The sequence below is a fragment of the Acidihalobacter yilgarnensis genome, assembly GCF_001753245.1.
Taxonomy (GTDB): Bacteria; Pseudomonadota; Gammaproteobacteria; order DSM-5130; family Acidihalobacteraceae; genus Acidihalobacter; species Acidihalobacter yilgarnensis.
The window spans coordinates 1,526,701-1,547,340 of the sequence record NZ_CP017415.1 but is presented as its reverse complement, the minus strand read 5'-3'; the positions used below and the strand labels follow the sequence as shown (position 1 = coordinate 1,547,340).

Sequence of the window (20,640 nt, the reverse complement as noted above, 5' to 3'; positions counted from 1 at the left end):
TTTGAGCCTTTAGCCTTTTAGGCTGAGCGGCCCTAAGGTTATATCGCTCTGCTGAGAGTTTCCATCAATTGATCACGAATAGACATGGCTTCGCGTAGAAGGTGTGTGTCAACACCGGACAGCTCCGCCAATCGCATAAGTTCGGAGTTGCCCAATTCGATTGCCTGCTCAACCACATCAAGGTTGAGCTCATCGATAATGTCTTTGATGAGCACTGTGATCACGGCATTCAGTTCATCCATGATGTCATCCGTAACATCGGCGAGGATAACGGGTTGAATACGGTAAACATCTGCGAATCGCTCCCCTAATCTGTCGCGCCAAGCTACCAGTTCCGGTGTTTCGACGGCATTCCCAGGAGTCGTCAATTCCGCTTGAGCGATGATGAGACGGCTGCGCGCATCTGTATAACGAACAAGATAATGCCCGTAGTAAGGCGGTACATCTTGCCATTTTCCAAGCACATCGCCGATGTCTCTTTCGAGTATGGCCCAATCGACGTGGTCGTCACACTCGATAAAAACTTCAATTTGCGAGGGCATGAAATACTCATCATCTTCCTTGACTGGATCAGCTACCAAAATGTGTTGATTAAGCATATCGCCTCCCGTCTGTGACGTGTCGTAGAGATGCTCCTAGATAGAAGACCATACATAATGGAATGACCGCACCAAACGAATGCATCATTTATGTTCGAATCTTTCGATCAGAGAGTCCAATTCGTTCGCCAAGCTGATCAAATCGACTGACAGGTTCATTGTGTGGTTAGCTGTGGTTGCCGTTTGTTCTGCAGAATTCCGTATCAAGACCACATTACGATTGATTTCCTCGGCCACTGTACTCTGCTCTTCTGCAGCGGTGGCTATTTGCGTATTCATCGTGTTGATGACATCAACTGCCTGAGAAATCAATTCCAAGGCGGATACCACATTTCTTGCACTACCCACACCTTTATCAGAAAGGAGTTTGCTAGAACTCATATTCTGTGTGCTTTTGTCTACGGATTTTCGAAATCCATCAACGAGAAAACCGATTTCGATCGTTGCTTTTTGAGTACGTTTGGATAATTCTCCAACCTCGCTGGCGACGACGGCAAAACCACGACCATGCTCACCTGCGCGTGCCGCCTCGATAGAAGCATTCAGTGCCAATAAACTCGTCTGCTCAGCGATTTGATTAATTAAATCAGTGACCTTGGTAATGTTCTCGCTATCCTTAAGTAACTGTGCCATAACCTCGACCGCATCAGCGACTTCATCGGCCAAGGTTTCGATGATCTGAGTAAGGGCTTTTGTCACCATTTCCCCATTGGCCGTTTCAACTTCAGCGCGATGTGCAGCATTCGCGGCAGCCGCAGTATTCCGGGCAACTTCCACCACGGTCGCAGCCATTTGGTTAACTGCCGTGGCAACTTGCTCGGTCTGGAGATGTTGATGCTCAACCTGTGCAACTGCAAGTGAGAGTTCGGCGACCGACTGCTCGGCGGCATCACGCAATTTATCAGCATGTTCGCCTACACGGCGCAGTATCGTACGCTGCCCGGCACGGAGCAGTTGCAAGGCAACATCTATCTGTCCTACCTCTCCTTTTCGATTGCTGTAAACGGCTTGCATGATCGGATTATCTACAATTTCCTTATGAACCGTATCGATCAGCTCACGAAGAGGGCGCATAATAAACCTGATGGAAAGCAATGCAATGAAGCCGAGGCCTATCATCAATAGCATCATCACGTAGCTAGGCGTATGGAGAATAAGGGCTGCAAGTGATGCGATAAAAATGCAGCTTACGACTATGCTTATTCGCGCTTCGATATCATCGAATCGATTGCGACGACTCAGTTTTGCCACCATTTTAGTAGCCTCTTGAGTAGAGGCGCCCCTTCCGCCATCCGTCGCTGCAGGTCCCAAGCCATGATAGAGTTTTTCAGCACGCGCACGGTCTGCTTCGCGTGGCTTTACGCGCACTGATTCATACCCCATACAACGCCCGTTCTCATAAACGGGAGTCACATAGGCGTCAACCCAATAGCAGCCACCATCCTTGCTGCGATTCTGTACGATGCCCATCCAAGGACGCCCAGTTTTGATCGTCTGCCAAAGATCTGTGAAAGCCGCCTGTGGCATATTGGGGTGCCTTACAATATTATGGCTCTTACCTAATAGTTCATTGAGCTCAAAACCGGCGACCTTTGCAAAGGTGTCATTGCTGTAGGTAATCACCCCGGCAGGATCAGTGGATGAAATTAGCACTTCATCTTCATCATACTTATGTTCTATATGATTGATCGGAAAGTTTTTTTTCATTTGAGACCTGCCTGCTTATCGTTTGAGTGCACGGACGACGACCCCCGGTTGTTTATTCTGGAAGAGAAATTAATTTACGATCTGAAATCGTATCGTCAGCTCCGCTCAATAAAATCATCTAATTTTCAGAAATAGCCATATCGAATAATGGCGACTTGAGCAAAAAGCACTCATTCGCATGACAATCGTCTATGGCGCCTAGTGTACTCGCATGCCAAGTCCACGCATCAGTCATAAGCGCATTAAAAATTCCATCTAACTCAGTGTATTTATAAATTTTTTCCTACACACGATATGACTTCGGCAAATGTATTTTTTCAAGACCTCTATATCTGCATCAAACCACCTAAGGCAACGCTGAAAAAGTCTCTTACCTCTGCGAAAGTTGAGTTGCTCTGACAACCAATGGGGACCGTAACGATGAAACAGCAGACACTGGCGATGGCAGCGGACTCAGGCGAAGGATTCGAGGTCTATCGGCGGGCGACGCGTCGTGATGTGTTTCTATCGACGATGGAGGAACTCGTGCCGTGGTCCGCGTTGTGTGCGGTGATCGAGCCCCACTACCCGAAGGCAGGGAAAGGTCGTCCACCGGTGGGGCTGGAACGGATGCTGCGGATGTACTTCGTGCAGCACTGGTTCAACCTGGCTGACGAGGCGTGTGAAGAAGCGCTGCTGGACAGCACGTCGCTGAGGCGATTCGTGGGCATTGATCTGGGCCGCGAGCGGGTCCCGGATGGAACGACCCTGCTGAAGTTTCGTCGCCTGTTGGAGCAGCACGACCTGGGTGCGACGTTGTTCGCACAGGTCAATCAGACCCTGCAGGATCGGGGCCTGAAGGTCGGTACTGGAACGATCGTCGACGCCACGATCATCGGTGCGCCGAGCTCGACCAAGAATGCCCACAAGACACGTGATCCCGACATGCATCAGACCCGCAAGGGCCAACAGTGGTATTTCGGTATGAAGCTACACATCGGTGTGGACAGTCGTACCGGCGTGGTGCACAGCGCGGCGGTCACCGCCGCCAACGTGCACGACAAACACCTGCTCGCGGACCTACTGCACGGCGAGGAGCGTCGAGTCTATGGCGATAGTGCCTACGCCAGTCAAAAAGCGCTGATTCGGGCGCATGCCCCTCGGGCGAAGGACTTTACCAATCAACGCATCAGCAAGCGTGGCGAAGTTGACGAGGCCGAACGTTCGCGTAACCGCAACAAATCGCGGATCCGGGCCCGAGTCGAGCACGTCTTTGCGGTGGTGAAGCGGCTGTGGGGGTTCAGCAAAGTGCGCTACCGGGGTTTGGACAAGAATGCCAACCGCAGCTTCGTGGTCCTCGGGTTAGCTAACCTGTACCTATCACGGACCCGAGTACCCACCTGATAGCGCGTTGAGGGCCCACAACGTGCCTCAAGGCGCGAGAAGGGTGAAAACCGAGAGCAAAAACCGGGATCTAGACGTCTGATCAGGGGCAAAACTGATCAACCTTGAGGGTTGATTGATTGTGTCGACTTATTCAGCGTTGCCCTAACGTCCGATGATACATTAAGACATTCTTTGCGCCTCGTTTCTATAATCTCTAATCTGTTTAGATTTATAAGATAAGATTATCGCTCGAGGCAACCCCATTAACGCAAATAATAAAATATTCAAAATAGCATTCTGATTGGGAATCTTCGCTACTATTATAGTTAATGTTATCCAAAAAATCGCCTGAGCCATCCATGTTCATTACGGCTCTCCGTGTTTTTATTTATAGCACTCATATAATTTCTTACCACCCCCACATAATCCATGTCATCTTGCTTGATATGGTTGATTAACCAGGATCTTAGAAGACCATGAACTTCTTCAGAAACATCATCCCCAAGCTTAAATCTTTCTGAATATTCGCTAACTCGCCGGGCAAATAATTCATGCACTTTTTTGTGAGGCTTGGAATATTGATATCCAGCCTCTTCCTGTAGGCTTTCTTCAAAGGCAAAATGTGACAACGTATAATCAATCAAGTCTCCCAGTATTTTAGATACCTTCTCTCTGTCGTGATTCTTCTGTGAATCTTCAAGCTCATTTATGTAATCTATTATTCGCATGTGCTGTTTGTCGATCACGCTGATGCCTGTGCTCAGATCATCCGTCCATTTAATGGTCATTAATAACCTCTATCGGATGTGATTTGAGGTGCCGAAAATTAGGCGATTATACAACCGCCTCCCTATATTGGGCTGGGGAGGCGGCGCCGTCATCAACACCGCATTTAAGTGTGTATTCAACCCATCGCTCGCTTTGCTTGTCTAAACTTCTACACAAAGTTTATCTAAGGCAACGCTGAATAAGTCGACACAATCAATCAACCCTCAAGGTTGATCAGTTTTGCCCCTGATCAGACGTCTAGATCCCGGTTTTTGCTCTCGGTTTTCACCCTTCTCGCGCCTTGAGGCACGTTGTGGGCCCTCAACGCGCTATCAGGTGGGTACTCGGGTCCGTGATAGGTACAGGTTAGCTAACCCGAGGACCACGAAGCTGCGGTTGGCATTCTTGTCCAAACCCCGGTAGCGCACTTTGCTGAACCCCCACAGCCGCTTCACCACCGCAAAGACGTGCTCGACTCGGGCCCGGATCCGCGATTTGTTGCGGTTACGCGAACGTTCGGCCTCGTCAACTTCGCCACGCTTGCTGATGCGTTGATTGGTAAAGTCCTTCGCCCGAGGGGCATGCGCCCGAATCAGCGCTTTTTGACTGGCGTAGGCACTATCGCCATAGACTCGACGCTCCTCGCCGTGCAGTAGGTCCGCGAGCAGGTGTTTGTCGTGCACGTTGGCGGCGGTGACCGCCGCGCTGTGCACCACGCCGGTACGACTGTCCACACCGATGTGTAGCTTCATACCGAAATACCACTGTTGGCCCTTGCGGGTCTGATGCATGTCGGGATCACGTGTCTTGTGGGCATTCTTGGTCGAGCTCGGCGCACCGATGATCGTGGCGTCGACGATCGTTCCAGTACCGACCTTCAGGCCCCGATCCTGCAGGGTCTGATTGACCTGTGCGAACAACGTCGCACCCAGGTCGTGCTGCTCCAACAGGCGACGAAACTTCAGCAGGGTCGTTCCATCCGGGACCCGCTCGCGGCCCAGATCAATGCCCACGAATCGCCTCAGCGACGTGCTGTCCAGCAGCGCTTCTTCACACGCCTCGTCAGCCAGGTTGAACCAGTGCTGCACGAAGTACATCCGCAGCATCCGTTCCAGCCCCACCGGTGGACGACCTTTCCCTGCCTTCGGGTAGTGGGGCTCGATCACCGCACACAACGCGGACCACGGCACGAGTTCCTCCATCGTCGATAGAAACACATCACGACGCGTCGCCCGCCGATAGACCTCGAATCCTTCGCCTGAGTCCGCTGCCATCGCCAGTGTCTGCTGTTTCATCGTTACGGTCCCCATTGGTTGTCAGAGCAACTCAACTTTCGCAGAGGTAAGAGACTTTTTCAGCGTTGCCCTAAGCGATAATCGCGTCTGGCTCGGATACTTAGAACTTGATCATCATGCCAGTGGAAATGGCATAGGGATTTTTGCCGGACTTCACGGAAATACCTGCCGCGCTATTGGTCGCATCGACGTAAGTAGCGGCATGACCGCCGCCCCACACGTTCATGTGCGCGCCACTCTGGTTGGTCATGTGCGCATAATCGACAAAGGCCATCACACGCTTGCTGAAGGTGTGATCAAAGCCGATCGCGAACATCGTGGAGTTGTTGTTGCTGCCATCCGGGTTGGCCTGGTACACCTGCGCCTTGATCGCGTTCGAGCCCATGGTGTACATCCCACCGAGGCCATACACGACGGCCTTGGACTTCGTGGAGGTGGTACCGACGTTCTGATAGCCACCCAGATTGGTCAGCTGCTCGATCAGGCCCACCAGCTTGAAGGCGCCGATCTTGTAACTGCCCGCCAAACGCACGCCCGTCTCGGCATTCGTGCCGTAGGTATAGGGCGAGGCAGTGGTTCCGCTTCCACCGTTGTACAGGCCCTTGCCGTGGCTTTCGTAGGCCAGGCCGACCATCATCGGACCCATCTTGTATTCGCCCAGCAGACTGTACGTCCCTGCGTTACTGACGCCGCCATCAAACACATAGGCCGCCACACCCTTGAAACCGCCTATCTGCGGGGTGACATAGGCGACCACATCCGGTACGCGCAAATCGAAACCCACGCTGCCGTTGTACTTGCCGCTGATCAGATTACGGCTGTCGCCAATCTGATCGCCGAACAGGTCGACCGCACGGCCCAGGCTCTTCATCGGAGTGTCGTGACGACCGGCAATCACCGTACCGAAGCCGCCGGCGATGCCCGCGAAGGTGTTGCGGTTGCCCAGTGCGGCCTTGCCGTCGGTGGAAATCGTGCTCTCGACCTGGAACAGCGCGCGCAGGCCGTCACCCAAATCCTCGGAACCCTTGACGCCCCAACGCGAGCTGTTCAGGGAGAACCCAGAGATGCTCTTGCTGGTCGAGCTGCCGTTGGTCACGCCACCGGTGGTGTTGGTGTTGAGGTAGTCGAGCGATGGCTCGAATTTACCGTACAGGGTCACATCCGCCTGTGCAACGACGGGTACCGCAATCACCGCGCCCACCGCGGCAACGATAAGGGTTTTCTTCATGGTCATAACTCCTTGGGGAAATAATTTGGCCAATTTTAAGGCCATCCGTTAGAAACACATTCTACTTAGATCAGGATTAGCTTATGTGACTGAGCATCGCCTGAACTCCGCAGTCACGAACAATTATTAATTTAGGTAAAAACTAAAGATCATATCGCTAACTAAGTGTCTTCTCCGTATGCCAGATACGGAATTCTTCTTCCTTACGCGCATTCCGATAAAACCAAAGCAGGAATACGGTAAAACACGTCCAGGGGACCAGCATGAATGTTCCCGTCCACCACCACGCCGGCAAACCAACGGTGTGAGGGATGATGAAATGCAATGCTGGAATATGCATATGCGGTAGTGCATGCGAATGTGCTGGGATAGCCATCTCGTTGACCTCCACGCGATCAGATAATGAAATAAATCACATAGAACAGGACCCACATGACGACCAGCAGGCGCCAGAAATCCACCGCGTTATGGATTTTCCAGGCCTGTGCGGCGCGGATCTTGCCCTTCGAACTCGCCGACACGTAAGCCATGAAGGCAAAGTGCGCGAGGGACATCATCAAAATGAAGGCGACCGTGTCGGTGTACAGGTTCTCGCCGTAACGGCTATCGATCGGGATCGTGCCGGTGAACCATTGATAAATGATCCCGATGGCCACGAGCGTGATCATCAGCAGTGCAATCGAGAGATTGCGCGCGATGCCACTATTTTCGCCCTGATAGGCCGCCTTGACCGCACCCGAGGTCGGGAACAGGCTTGCGATCATGATCAGGGTGAGTACCGTCCAAAAGACGTAGTTGATGCCCGCGGGCTTGTCCGCGTAGGCCCACAAAAAGCGCGCGGCAAACAGCGGGATGAAAAAGATCGTCGACGACAACAGGATCAGCCCGAACGCGCCACGCTTGGCGCGCGCTGGGGCGGGATCGAGAATCCCGTTCACGTAGGCCTTTGCTTCGTCTAGTTCCATTGCCTTATTTCCTCAACAGGTATTTGGTCGTGTCGCGGACCTGCAAGGCGCCTTAGGCGCCCTGCTTGGTCTCCACCCAGATCACCGGATCTGGCGCATTTTCCTCGTAGTTGTAGAAATCGCTCAGCACCACGGGGTCCTTGCCGAACGGGAAGTTCTCATAAGGCGGCGGCGTCGGCATCTGCCAATCCAGGGTCTTGGCGCCCCAGGGATTGTCGCCGGCGATCGGGCCACGGTAGTAGCTGTAGACCAGGTTCACCAACGGAATCAGGAAGCCCGCGCCGAGCAGGAACGCGCTGATCGAGATCCAGTCGTTGATCGGCTGCAGGTATGGCAGATAGGTCGCGATACGGCGGTTCATGCCGTCGATACCCGCAATGAACATGGGGAAGAAAGTGGCATTGAAGAAGATGAAGAACCACCAGCCATGAAACTTCGCCCAGAACTCGTTCACCATACGTCCCGTGACCTTCGGGAAGTAGAAATACAGCGCGGCTATCCAAGTAAACAGCATCGCTCCAAGAATGGTGTAGTGGAAATGACCGATGACGAAGAAGGTGTTGTGGATCTGAAGATCAGCCGGCACGTCGGAGTTGAACACACCCGTCAGACCGCCGATCAGGAAGTTCACCATCGACATCAGCACGAGCAACATCGGCGAGGTCATCCGAATGCGTCCGCCCCAGAGGGTGCCGATCGCCGCCAGATAGAAAAAGCCCGTCGGCACGGACACCATCTCGGTCACGCCCATGATGATCGGCAAGCGCACGTCGCCAACCTGGGTGAAGAAATGGTGCACGCCCACTGCGCCAGAAATCGCCACGATGCCGATGACACCCGCGATCGCCCAACCACGGCCGAACAGGCTACGGCGCGAGTTCACCACGATAATATCGAGCCACAGCGTCCAGACCGGCAGCACGAACACGTAGACCTCGGGATGGAACAACCACCAGAACATGTCCTGGTAAGCCAGCGTAATCCCGCCCTTGAGCGCGAAGAATTTCGTCCCCACGATCATGTCGAACATATTGAACAGGAAGGCACTTGCCGTATAAGGCACAAAGATAATCAACAGCACGGACGACCCGACGATACCCCAAACGAACATCGGCACACGCGACAGAGTCATACCCTTCGCGCGCATGAAGACCAGCGTTGCGGTGAAGTTGATCGCGCCCGCCCAGGAGGAGAGTAGCAAGGTCGCTCCACCCAAGAAGTAGAAGATGATGCCGGTGCCGCCGAGCTGCGCCAGGGGGGAAAGCCCATCCAGCCGCTCTCGTAGCCACCCACCATCGGGCTCATCGCAACCGCGACCACCGCCGGCGGCACGAACCAAGAGCTGATGCCCATCAGCTTCGGATACACCACCTGACGCGCGCCGATCATCGGCGGCAACATGTAGTTACCGATGCCGCCGAGGATTGCCAAGGCCGCAACCGCGAGTAGCATCAACGTGCCGTGGATACTGAAGGCTTCGTTGTACTGCTGTTTGTTCGCGAAGAACATGCCATTCGGCGACAACAGGTCGATACGGATGGCCATCGCCAGCATACCGGCGATGAAGAAGGTCGCGATCGCGAAGATCGTGTAGCGGGTCGCGGTGGCCTTGGCCTCGGTGCCGAAGCGGAAGTAACGCCCCACGCCCTTGTTGACCCAGGTCTCCTCACCGCCGAAGGAGGGCTTGACCCAGCCTTCCCACACGCCAATGCCCATGAACCAACCGATCAGGCCGAAAATGTAGCCCGCCGTCAGCTCGCGCGGCGATGCCAGCGAACCATGCTCGATTAAGGCCACGATCAGCGTGCCGATCATATAGCCGATGCCGGCCCACAGCACTCCGCGGGCTAGCGGCCACCAGTCTGCGAAGGTGATCCCTCGCGGGCTGCCGGCCCTATTCTGACTTGATGAAATTACCGATGACATCTCATAGTCCTCTTGTCATGACTGAGTCGTTCGTAGGGGCGATGCTTAGAAGCTCTGGTTGGCAACCCATGCCTGGAATTCCTTGTCCGACACCACCTTCACCACGGCGCGCATCTGCGCGTGGCCCAGTCCGCAGTCCCAGCTGCACTGCACGCGAGCCAACGGGTTCTGATCGGTGGTGACTTCCTCGGTCGGCGTGATCACGATCGAGCGGGTTTCGCCAGGCACCAGTGCCTGCTTGATTCCCCAGATGGGCACCCAGAAGGAGTGCATGACGTCATCGGTCTTGACGATGAACTTGATCGGCTGATCAACCGGCACCTCCAGAACGCGCGAGTTCATCACGCCCTGCTTGGGATAGCTGAACGTCCACTGCCACTGCTGACCGGTCACGTCGACGACCAGCGGGTCCTTGGCGTCGGCTGCGATATTCCACAGCTGCTCCAGACCAACCATGCCCGGATACACGAACACGACCGTGTTGATCATGATCGAAATCCCCAACCAGGCCAGGGTGAACGGGCCGAACGCGTGGCGGTGAATCTGTGCACTCTGCTTGTCGTCCAGCGGCACCCGATGCACGATCGCGGCATACACGAAGGGCACGGTCACCAGAATGAACACCATCACCGTCACGTGGTAAATGAAGGTGATCGCGTCCTTGGTGATCTCTCCCTGCAGACTCGCCACTGCCGGCCATAAATGATCGACAGACCAGAATACAAAGGTCTGCGCGATCGGTATCAATATCGCCCAGATAATGACGACGTTGATGAAGTCTCTCCAAAGATTTCTTTTCATTAAAAATACACCTCGGCCAAGGCCCCCTTGACACCACCCGCACGGCTAATAGTTATTATTTTTCCTACTGATTTTTATCTGCCACACCCTAAATTGAGGGCTTAACATCAACGACACCCTGCATACCATCCATGAAATGCTGACCGTTCTGGAGGAAACAGCCATACGTCCACTTGCCGGGCTTGTTCGGCACGATGAACTTGAAGGTGAAGTGTTGTCCCGGCGTCAGGCTGACCGAAAAATCCTTTTGGATTTTTTCCACACCAGACTTGGTGTTGATGGTCACGCCCGCAAAGAAATTGGTCTTCCAACCTGTCGGTTCGCGGTGTTCCACGAAACCCGTTGCATCCGATGCCAAACCGCGACCCATGTTCCACTGATGATTCAGACCGGGGCGCGCATGGTTACGGTTGTCCAGTGTGATTTCTACTTTTTCCCCGACGTGCCAGACGAGATGACTAGGTGTGTAGTAGAAATTATGCTCATCAATCGTGTAATGGTGATAGCCATCAGCCATCACTTGTCCAGACGACGTCGGCTGTGTTGTTTGGGTCCAATACCAACCCGCCACGAACAGCACGACAAAGACAATTACTCAGCAGTCAGTAATATAGGCAACACTTGGGTGCCTGAAGAACGAGCGGATCAGATTCGGCTGTGCGGCCATGTTGGCGAGTTGAAACTGGATGCGATCTTCCAGACGTTCTCCGGCCCGCAACGGCCGGCGGGCATTGCCCGTGCGCTTGGCGTGGCTCCAGACCAGCTCGTCGGGATTGAGTTCGGGGGCATAGCCGGGCAGGAAGTGCAACGTCAACTTGCCCTTTGACTTGGCGACATACGTTTTGACGGCGCGGGTCTTGTGCGCAGGCAGATTATCGAGGATCAGATGCAGCGGCTTGCGTCGGCCGCGCATCAGGCGCTGCAGGAAGGTCACGAACAGGTCGCCGTTCAAGCCGCCTTTGTAAGTCGCGAACCAGAACGCCCCCTTGGCACTGACCGCCGAGGCGGCACTGATCCCTTGCCGTTGTCCGGGCACCGAGACGACCGGCGTGTGTCCTTTGGCGCCCCAGGTCTTGCCGTGCACCGAGTCGGCACGAAAACCTGACTCGTCCCAAAAATAGATATCGGCCTTGTCCCGCTTGGCTTGGCGAGCAATCGCCGGATAGGTTTCCCGTTGCCAGCGCTCGATCGCGTCAGGGTCCCTCTGATACGCACGCTGGAGTGGCTTTTGCGCAGTCAAGCCGACCCGCGCCAGCAACGCGCCCACTGAGGCCAAGCTCAGCGAAACGCCCAATCGCTGTGCGATCAGTTCGCGCACGATCTGGCGTGTCCATAAACCGAAGTCGAAGCCATACTGCCGCGGGTTCTTGCCGTTGACCCACCGGAACACTTGCCGTCCTTGGGCATCGGTCAACTTCCGGCGCCGCCCGGGGGCCCGCCGCAACTGCAGGGCCCGCTTGCCTTGGCCGCGCCCGCGCGCCTTCAGCCGTACCTTGTACGCCCAAGTCCGGTGCATCCCGAACGACGCCGAGACCGCTGCCGGCGATTCGCCTTCCACCATCCGCTCCAGCGCCATGAAGCGCATCGCTTCCAGCGTCTCGCGGGTCAATGTCCGTCCATCGTTCTTCATACCCAATTATGACCGAAGTCGACGCCATTTGTTCCCTAATCTACTGACTTATGAGTAAACAAAGACTTTTTCGATACCAAACATATCCTGGAGGATGACATGTTTTCTAACCAACTGAATTTATTCGATAGTTAATCGGGCAGTAGCGTATAACAATAAAACGTTACTAATTGCTCTAGGGTGCCTCTTGCTTATCAACAGGATCTGATATTAATTAGGTTGCTGCAGATGAAACCCATTATTCGAGAGGCTGCGGCTTGACTACTTGCTTGTGTTGTATTTCGCGGATCGTCTTTTGAATGTCAGCAATCGTCAAAAATGCACCTAACACAACTACGCAAAATATGAAAGACACTACTAGCCCTCCGAGTGCTTCGATGAATCCGTGCCCTACTACCCATCCTCCGATAAAGCCACAGATCAAAATCAGCCAGATTGCAACTTCTAGAAGTACCGCGTACGAGGACACAATGATTTTGCTAAGCGGCATATTCATTTTAACCCCTCATTATTTATATATTCCGGCTAAACTTGCATAGCTTTGTTCTGACTTACGAAGATTTCTGATGGAAGGAAACATTCAGATTACCCAGGTCCCGGTCTTGATGAATCTGAATTTCAGTCAAGCAAAACTGATGTAATTCAAGGCAGCATAAATTTTCCGAAGGCGGCTATTCAAAATCGAAAGCGATTTCCATGCCAATTTTATAACAAGCTTTAAAACCTCTTGTTTTATGGTGGTTGGATACGTTTTGATCAGTATCAGTCATCCTCTTCTTTTGTTTTCCGCCAGACTTTTCGACACCCTCATATGGGGGTATTATTGACGTAACTGATTATTTTATTTGTGAAAATAGACCGTCTACCTAGAGTCCATAAGCCATTCGGAGTGTAAAGATTTATAACACCCACTTATCAGGTCCAGCGTGGAAGCCACAGGCAGGATTCGACAAGAGGTGCTTGTTTACTTTATGTGCCTGCTCATTCGAGCACTTGTCTTTTTGGGTATCCGGAAGATCGTGTTGATACGGGTCTAGAGATCGCCGGTTTCAATCAAGGATATCAATGTTGATATCTGAGCGCCGTAGTTGGTTTCTCGTTCGATGTCGATAATCCTTGAAAAGGTTTTGTACGCGAACATCGAGTCTTCCATCGTTGCTCTTCGCTTGGGATATTTGGGTTTCTTGACTGTATGTACCCCTTCGGTGAAAAGGATCTTTGCCCGAAGCGCCTCGAAGCTATAGCCGCGCCCAAGACGATTCATCACCCGAATCAGGTTGTTCAGACTTTCCGTATAGGCGTTGGTGATCGGGTGATCGAAGTAGTTGAAGATCTCCGTGTGCCAGTTACCGATGGCCGTGAGAATCGGCTTGAAGGCATCTCTCATCTCATCGGATAGACTCCCACACCAAGAAGTGGACCCGGGAAATTGGACAGCCCGCTAAGTGCTCTCTCGGGTTATGCCGCCAGTCTGGCGGCGGATTCGTAGTACACGCTGTCGGGGGTGCGCCGGTCCAGTGACTGGTGCCGCCTCTCAGCGTTGTAGAAGGCCAGGTATCGCCCCAGTGACCTTCGTGCATCGGCGATATTGTCGTAGGCCTTCAGATACACCTCCTCATATTTCACGCTGCGCCACAGGCGCTCGACGAACACGTTATCGACCCACCGACCCTTGCCATCCATGCTGATGCGGATGCCATGGTGCTTGAGAACGCCGGTGAACGCCTCGCTCGTGAACTGACTCCCCTGGTCGGTATTGAAGATCTCCGGGGCGCCGTAGGCCTCGATCGCCTCCTCAAGCGCATCGACGCAGAAGCTCACATCGAGCGTGTTCGATACGCGCCAGGAGAGCACCTTGCGCGAGTGCCAGTCCATGATGGCCACCAGATACACAAAGCCCCGCGCCATCGGGATGTAGGTCACGTCGGTCGCCCAGACCTGGTTCGGGCGGTCGATAACCCGATCCCGCAGCAGGTACGGATAGACCTTGTGCGCCTGATTGGCCAAGCTGAGGTTGCGCTTCGGGTACTGTGCCCTCAGGTCCATCGTGCGCATCAGGCGCTGAACCCGCTTGCGGTTTACGCGGTGACCCTGGTCTTCCAACCAGTCGTGGATGCGTCGGCTGCCATAGAAAGGATACTTCAGGTGGCAGCGATCAATCAGCGCCATGAGTTCCAGTTCCTCGTCTGTAACCGGCTTGGCCACGCGGTAGAACGTCGAGCGCGGCAGGTCCAGCAACGCGCATTGCCGCCTTACCGGCAGCGGATCCTGACGATCTATCATTGCTTTCCTCTGGGCCCGTGAATCCGTTCGAGCCCGCGTTCTAAAAAATCATTCTCCATCGTCAGCTGGCCGATCTTGGCGTGCAACTGCTCAATGGTTTCGGCCGACTGTTCAGCCTTCTGTGCGCCCTTGCCGAACACATCCGAGGCGTTGCTCAGCAGCTGCTTCTTCCAGTCCGCGATCTGATTGGCATGTACATCGAACTTCTTGACCAACTCAGCCATCGTCAGGTCACCCTGTAGCGCTGCAAGCGCTACCTTGGCCTTGAACTCAGGCGAATGGTTTCGTCTTTTCCGTCTCATCGCTTCTCTCCAGAGCGTCTCGCTCATGATGAAGGAAGCACTTATCAGCGTTCAATCACTGTCCAATCAGGTGGGTCCAGTTCTCCAGATCTCATAAGCACTTTCCGCGTCAGGCCGGTTGTCCATATCCCAGATGCCATAAAAAGCTTCCTTATAGACTCGGCACGATTAATCCGTGAACTTTAAGGTGCGGTGATGTGTCTCATTGGTCATGGAAAAAGAAGACGCCCGCAAGCAGTCGCGAGAAGTACTGCACGAGAGACGCAAGCAAGTCATCCGCCTGTACCGCAAGGGAATGCCCGTGATGCGAATTGTTGAGCATAGCGGCCTGAGTTGGTATGCCGTGAACGCTGCGATCACCGCTTATTCAACTGCGGGGGCGGTGGCCCTCAAGCCTGCTGCGCGCGGCAAGAAACAAGGAAGCGGACGCAGATTGAGCGGATCGCAAGAAATGGCTGTACGGCAAATCATTTGCGACAAGCGGCCGGAACAGCTGAAGATGGAATTTGCGCTGTGGAACCGGGCAGCGGTTATGCAGCTGATTGAGCGCGAATGCGGCATCAAGCTATCTGTACGGGGTGTTGGCAATTACCTCAAGCGCTGGGGATTCACCCCGCAAAAGCCGATCAAGAAGGCTTACGAGCAACGTCCGGAGGCAGTTCAGAACTGGCTGGAAGAGGAATACCCCGCCATCGAGAAACGCGCCAAGACTGAGGGTGCCGAGATTCATTGGGGCGACGAGACGGCGGTGGTGAACACCGATGTACGTGGTCGCAGCTACGCACCGGCTGGAAAAACACCGGTGACTTTTGCGGTGGGCGGCACGCGCCAGAAACTGTCGATGATCGCCACCGTGACCAACCAGGGCAAGACGCGCTGGATGATTATTGATGAGGCGTTCAATGCGGACAGGCTCATCGAATTTTTGGGTGCTTTGATCAAAGACGCGGGACGCAAAGTGTTTTTGATTCTCGACAATCTGCGGGTACATCACAGCAAGGTGGTTAAGGCCTGGGTTGCTGATCGCACAGACAAGATCGAGTTGTTTTACCTGCCCAGCTACAGTCCTGAACTGAACCCGGAGGAGCGGCTCAATGCGGATTTGAAACAAGCGATTTATACAAAAGTGCCGGCGCGCACCAAAGCCAAACTGAAGGCCGCAACCGCCGAATAGAGGCAGACCTTGGAGGGCTCGCCAGAGCGCGTCAAAATGTATTTCCAGGACCCGCGCGTGAAGTAGCCGCTTAATACTATTTGCTGGCCGGATCAATAGAAGATGATGAATTGCAGCATGTGGGTTCTGTCGGGGTAGCAAATCGAGGTGGCTTGAGGTGTTTTCCGGTGATGCGAGACGACTTTTTCAGTAGCCAAGCAAAAGAATCCCTGCCGTCTCGCAGACTACTTGATGGCAGTTGGCACTTACAAACAACTCCGCGCCACTCGCGGATACATCCAGGAGCGCCGCAGCCGTATAGTCGGACAACTCCACTCTATCCACCATGATCCCGCAGGGCATCCGTCAGACCAATCGCGGGTCTCGTCGAATCGGCGTCTCTTCCGCTGACGACGGATACCCCAGCACCACCACGTACTCTCCAGATGCATTCGACACGCTTCAACACCCGAGATTCAAAACCCATCGCTACACCCGCTGGCTCGTGCAAGCACCTGACAATCTGAACATCGCCCGTCACCAGCAGCAGACAACTCTGCGGCGCTTGAGCATCCAGCACCAATACCACGTAACGCCCTGTTCTGATCCCGAGTATCCGGGCTCGCGCACGCCATCCGCTGCGCATCGACTGGATGTTCGCCATCCAGCCTGCCTGCTCTAGCTCAGCTGCGGATCGCTCCAAATACCCGCCCATCGCATCAGCCGCCAAATACCCCGTAGTTCGTCACCACCTCGCCGCCAGACACCTGATACACCGTCAAACCACCAAGGTGTTCGTTGGTCTTGAGAACCGCCACGCGACCCGTACCCATATCCTCGACCATCGCCTGATCTCCCACCACCGCCAACAAGCGATAGCCAGACAGCACCGGGTGTTTCGACACATGCGACGACAGACTCGATGACAGCTTCCCTATCTCCGTCTGAGTAGCACCCAGCTTCAACGCCAACGCTGATAACGATTCGTTCATCCGCTTCAATAGCTTCTTCGTGTCGACACCCGGATTCTGCCTCATCGTCGCCAGCTCACCCTCGATCTCCGTCAACTGCGCCGTGATTACCTGCGACGACGACGGTTGCAAAACAGGCATCGACGACGGCCCGGACGCATCTTCACCCAGATTCACCGTACCCGACGCAGATGATGCAGACGCAGCAGACGCAGCAGACGCAGCAGACGCAGCAGACGCCGACGAGGATGTAGCACCCGAAGATGCTTCCTGCGACGCGATGGCCACTGACGGCGGTTCCACCCTAGCCGATTTCTTCGCAGCACCCACAGAAGCAGAGGGCACAGCAGATTTCGTCGACACAGCAACAGGCGCCGGGGACAACTTATGAACATAACCACTGCGTGACGCCGGCGCTGGTGGCGTCACCGGCATCGACGCTTCTGGCTCTCCGCCACCACCCGACAGCTGGTGATATTCATGCAAACCTGCCGCCAGCAGCACCGCACCTCCCACCAATGCCGACACCATCAGCTTCTTCTTCAAACCGGAACCAGACCGGCTACGCCTTGGCGAGTCATCCTCCAGCGACGGCATCTCGGCCCGATCTTCATGACCTGCGCTACCCGCGTCATGGACGCCCATCACATCCACGAGCTCGCCATCTTCAATCTCCAGCTCGCGACGCATTCTTTCCGCTGTATCCTCAGATGGCGACTTCCTGCCCGGCACCTCATCACTCAAACTCGACAGATAGCCGTCTTCGTCCGATTCCAGGTCCCATCCGCTTGGCTGATCAACCACGGCCTGCCTCCTTCATGTTCGTAACACCAGCAAACACCGGCCCCGTCTCCCGTACTCGACCGTTACCGGTCAATGCACTGACCTGACCGTACAACTCCTTTGCACTCCACTCCGCACGCTGCGCTATCCGAATCGCCTCGCCCATGATCTCGCTTCGACGACGCTCACATTCCAGCAACCTCACGACCACCGTATCCACATCCCGCGCAGCATCCTTGACCCCGAATACGCTCGTGCCATCACGCATCACCAGGCTTTGCTTGTACAGATGCTTCAAAGACGACCGACGCGCCTCCAGTGACCCCAGGGCGCTACGCAGCGATTTCAGTTTTTCGAGATCCTGCGATATCGCCTGACCACGACTCTTCGCCAGCGCCCGCAGCACCTCCACCTGCTCACGACCCGATGCCAGACAAGCCGCGTCCGCCGCTTCAAGCCAACTCTCCACGCCACGTTTCGCCGATTGCACCAGATCATCCATAACCGATGACAGCTTGTTGCTCACAGCATCCTTCTCGGCCTGTTCCTGCAACGCGGCTTCATCCACCTCCGGTCCACGTTTTGCCAATTCGCTCATGTCACACTCTCCTTGCGGCCGCGCCGCATTGTTCGCATCACCGCTTAAAACCTGAGCTCACTCATCCAGTCCAAATCGGCCGACCGCTCCGGCTCCACCGAGCCTCCCTTGGCCTTGGCTTCGCCGCGCACCGCGCGCCCGCCTGCCGCCAACTCAGCACCACGTTCCAGCACCCGCTTGCCAGCCAGCGCGAGAAATGCCACCTCACGCGACCGAACACCCGGTTCCAGACCCGACAAATACTCCGCAAGCTCGCCAGATACCGTCACGCGAAACCGCAACGGATGTAGCTCTCCCGAATACCCGCCACTACGCCGCATGCGCGCCATACCACCAATACCCGCGCGCATTCGCCATCACAGGCTCCGGCACCTCCTGCACCAGGCCCTCCCCGAATACCTCCATCAGCCGTACCCGGTAATACTTCGAACCTCCACCCGTTAGCAGCACCGTGTCCACGTCGCTTTCAATACGCAGCGTTCGTCGTATCTCGACCAGCGCCTCATCCACCACGCGGCTCGTGATGCTTGCTATCGCATCGCCGCACTCAACCTGCTTGCCTTTCACCATAATTTCCGTCAACCCCGCATCCAGCGCCTCACGTATCCGGCCCTCCTCGACTCGCGCCCGCAAATCCTGCCAAAGATGTTGTTGCACGCCTTCAACAATCCTCGACACGGCACCGCGCCTGTCCGATCCAGAACCGTCCGGTTGCAACTTGCCCTTGACGAATAGCGTCCAGTCCACCGTGTAGCGACCCGGGTCTACGACCAGCACTCGCTGCTTCATCAATCCACCGGATTTGCGAACATTCGCGTCCACATAAGCCCCCAGCGGCTGCGGCACCACCAGTACCTCCGCCAGATGCGCGCCGCTCAGACGCGCCGCCTCCGCGGCCGACGATTTCGTGAGTTCATGGTTCTGCGGAATGCTCCACTCGTCTACCGGAAGTCCCAACACCAGTCTGTCCACGCGGCCCTTGTGCCTTAGCGCATAACCCAACTGGGCCAGCCAGGGCGCACTGCCGACATAACCCGCGTGCATCTCTTCCGCGCCTCTCGCACCCGAATCAAGCGATACCCCCACCGCCCACATCCGCTCGCCTACCTCGATGCGCCTCTCGGATTTATCATCCCCGCCGTACAGGCTTATGCCCAACGATTCGACGGGCACGGTACACGCCGGCCACACGCGCATCTCAGGCACGCCCCCGCGATGACCCGACGCCTCCTTGTAATTACCCAGCCCAAGATCGCAACCCATCACGTACATAACAGACTCTCCCATGGAACGATTCGGATAGTCTCAATCCTTCGTTCAGCACTCACGGAACCAAATAACCTCGTTTCGGCTTGCTTTTCCCCGATCCCGTTACACAATCAATCCTCACAAACTTCAATCACAGGAGAGAGACATGCACTTCATCGAACGCATCATCAATTTATTCCTCCCCATCCGGGACAACGAAATCAATCGCAATGCCCTCTGGAAACACCCCTACCGCTATGCCTTCCGTAGCGGCGTACTGGTCGCGCTGTTCGCCTATCTCCACATTTACGTCCTGACGGGGTTCATCTCGTCCGTCGCCTTCGCGCTCGCCGTGCTGTTCGAGCCTCCGTTTATGGCGGGCGTCTTCGCCATACTCGGCAACCTCGCACGCATTAACCCTTATCGTTAATTCGCTCACGCGCCGACGCACGAAAGCCCGCCAACATGTCCGCCTCGTCTCCTGCCAATGCCTGCGCCGACAACATCCGCTCGGTCCGACGCAGTGCCTTGACCGATTCTTTCAACACGTCCAGCTGGTCCCTCACCTGCTTCACCTCGTCACGCTCCCAATCCTGCGCGTGAAAGATCACACGGCGCTTCGTCAAATGGACCCGCCGGTAACGACGACCACCCATCGACGCACGGCGCTCCTTCGCATGCCAGGCCCGGTAATACCACTCCACCGCAAGACCCGATTCAGTACGCACCCTCACCTCAAGGTCACTCCACAGACCATCCTGACGCCTCACCTTACGACGCTCATTGAACTCATCGCATAGCCGCTGCGCCCTCGCCTGCATCGCCTCCACGCTCATCGACAGATACGCACCAATCGATTCATCCACCTGCGTCATCGTGACTTCCTTTTATGAACCCAAACCCCAATGGTGGTTAAAAGCTTTTTCGTCCCTATCTAGTATTAGGGGGAAAATTGCGTGTTTCCCGCACGCTTTTGGCAGGACATTAACTGAATTTTCCCCCAATACTAGGTTTCTCC

General features: G+C 55.0%; 17 protein-coding genes and 3 pseudogenes. 3 read left to right on the top strand and 17 right to left on the bottom strand.

What is annotated here, in order from left to right; translation table 11 throughout:
• Nucleotides 1–38: 38 nt before the first annotated feature.
• Together BI364_RS07430 and BI364_RS07425 are read right to left on the bottom strand one after the other, a co-directional pair.
• On the bottom strand, nt 39–599 hold the full coding sequence (locus BI364_RS07430) for a hypothetical protein (RefSeq protein ID WP_070078196.1): 561 nt from the start codon (nt 597–599) through the stop codon (nt 39–41).
• 84 nt (nt 600–683) lie between these two features.
• The gene (locus BI364_RS07425) at nt 684–2,306 is read right to left on the bottom strand and encodes a methyl-accepting chemotaxis protein (RefSeq protein ID WP_070078195.1); all 1,623 of its coding nucleotides are present in this window, start codon (nt 2,304–2,306) and stop codon (nt 684–686) included.
• A gap of 420 nt (nt 2,307–2,726) precedes the next feature.
• On the opposite strand from BI364_RS07425, the gene BI364_RS07420 reads away from it, so the two are divergent.
• On the top strand, nt 2,727–3,689 hold the full coding sequence (locus BI364_RS07420) for an IS5 family transposase (RefSeq protein WP_070078194.1): 963 nt from the start codon (nt 2,727–2,729) through the stop codon (nt 3,687–3,689).
• Between the two features lie 314 nt (nt 3,690–4,003).
• On the opposite strand, the gene BI364_RS07415 is transcribed toward BI364_RS07420, so the two are convergent.
• From BI364_RS07415 to BI364_RS07365, 10 genes and pseudogenes are all read right to left on the bottom strand, one after another.
• A complete protein-coding gene (locus BI364_RS07415) occupies nt 4,004–4,459 on the bottom strand; it encodes a bacteriohemerythrin (protein WP_156782658.1) in 456 nt (151 codons plus the stop codon).
• A gap of 312 nt (nt 4,460–4,771) precedes the next feature.
• Nucleotides 4,772–5,734: an IS5 family transposase gene (locus BI364_RS07410; protein WP_070078194.1), complete on the bottom strand. Its 963-nt coding sequence runs from the start codon at nt 5,732–5,734 to the stop codon at nt 4,772–4,774.
• Between the two features lie 100 nt (nt 5,735–5,834).
• Nucleotides 5,835–6,962, bottom strand: a complete 1,128-nt coding sequence (locus tag BI364_RS07405; protein ID WP_197495938.1) for a porin — start codon at nt 6,960–6,962, stop codon at nt 5,835–5,837.
• Between the two features lie 395 nt (nt 6,963–7,357).
• Nucleotides 7,358–7,927: a hypothetical protein gene (locus BI364_RS07400; RefSeq protein ID WP_070078192.1), complete on the bottom strand. Its 570-nt coding sequence runs from the start codon at nt 7,925–7,927 to the stop codon at nt 7,358–7,360.
• A 52-nt stretch (nt 7,928–7,979) separates the two neighbouring features.
• Nucleotides 7,980–9,472: pseudogene (locus tag BI364_RS17325) on the bottom strand (cytochrome c oxidase subunit I).
• Between the two features lie 426 nt (nt 9,473–9,898).
• On the bottom strand, nt 9,899–10,654 hold the full coding sequence (locus tag BI364_RS07390) for a cytochrome c oxidase subunit II (protein ID WP_070077351.1): 756 nt from the start codon (nt 10,652–10,654) through the stop codon (nt 9,899–9,901).
• A gap of 88 nt (nt 10,655–10,742) precedes the next feature.
• Entirely contained in the window at nt 10,743–11,171 is a 429-nt protein-coding gene (locus tag BI364_RS07385) for a hypothetical protein (RefSeq protein WP_156782656.1), read from the bottom strand.
• A 78-nt stretch (nt 11,172–11,249) separates the two neighbouring features.
• Nucleotides 11,250–12,284 (bottom strand): IS630 family transposase, encoded by a 1,035-nt coding sequence (locus tag BI364_RS07380; RefSeq protein ID WP_070078097.1) that lies wholly within the window; start codon nt 12,282–12,284, stop codon nt 11,250–11,252.
• Nucleotides 12,285–13,317: 1,033 nt separating this feature from the next.
• Nucleotides 13,318–13,686, bottom strand: a pseudogene (locus BI364_RS18300) (transposase); the annotation flags it as partial.
• 56 nt (nt 13,687–13,742) lie between these two features.
• Nucleotides 13,743–14,869 (bottom strand): IS3 family transposase gene (locus BI364_RS07365; protein ID WP_156782608.1). Its coding sequence is split into 2 segments (ribosomal slippage): nt 13,743–14,602 and nt 14,602–14,869, totalling 1,128 coding nucleotides; the frame shifts between segments, so codons are not numbered across the junction.
• Nucleotides 14,870–15,080: 211 nt separating this feature from the next.
• Here BI364_RS07365 and BI364_RS07355 point away from each other — a divergent pair.
• Nucleotides 15,081–16,109 (top strand): annotated as a pseudogene (locus tag BI364_RS07355) (IS630 family transposase).
• Between the two features lie 632 nt (nt 16,110–16,741).
• Here BI364_RS07355 and BI364_RS07350 read toward each other — a convergent pair.
• The 4 genes from BI364_RS07350 to BI364_RS07335 are packed head-to-tail and all read right to left on the bottom strand — an operon-like array spanning nt 16,742 to nt 19,646.
• Nucleotides 16,742–17,797 (bottom strand): hypothetical protein, encoded by a 1,056-nt coding sequence (locus tag BI364_RS07350; RefSeq protein ID WP_070078190.1) that lies wholly within the window; start codon nt 17,795–17,797, stop codon nt 16,742–16,744.
• On the bottom strand, nt 17,790–18,374 hold the full coding sequence (locus BI364_RS07345; protein WP_070078189.1) for a hypothetical protein: 585 nt from the start codon (nt 18,372–18,374) through the stop codon (nt 17,790–17,792). Before BI364_RS07345 ends, BI364_RS07350 begins: the two co-directional genes overlap by 8 nt.
• 44 nt (nt 18,375–18,418) lie before the next feature.
• Nucleotides 18,419–18,703: a hypothetical protein gene (locus BI364_RS07340; RefSeq protein ID WP_070078188.1), complete on the bottom strand. Its 285-nt coding sequence runs from the start codon at nt 18,701–18,703 to the stop codon at nt 18,419–18,421.
• A complete protein-coding gene (locus BI364_RS07335; RefSeq protein ID WP_070078187.1) occupies nt 18,684–19,646 on the bottom strand; it encodes a ParM/StbA family protein in 963 nt (320 codons plus the stop codon). Before BI364_RS07335 ends, BI364_RS07340 begins: the two co-directional genes overlap by 20 nt.
• Nucleotides 19,647–19,788: 142 nt before the next feature.
• Here BI364_RS07335 and BI364_RS07330 point away from each other — a divergent pair, with 142 nt between their 5' ends.
• The gene (locus BI364_RS07330) at nt 19,789–20,052 is read left to right on the top strand and encodes a hypothetical protein (protein WP_070078186.1); all 264 of its coding nucleotides are present in this window, start codon (nt 19,789–19,791) and stop codon (nt 20,050–20,052) included.
• Here the strand turns inward: BI364_RS07330 and mobI are convergent.
• Nucleotides 20,036–20,497 (bottom strand): conjugative transfer protein MobI(A/C), encoded by a 462-nt coding sequence (mobI, locus tag BI364_RS07325; protein ID WP_070078185.1) that lies wholly within the window; start codon nt 20,495–20,497, stop codon nt 20,036–20,038. The genes BI364_RS07330 and mobI overlap by 17 nt on opposite strands.
• Between the last annotated feature and the right edge of the window lie 143 nt (nt 20,498–20,640).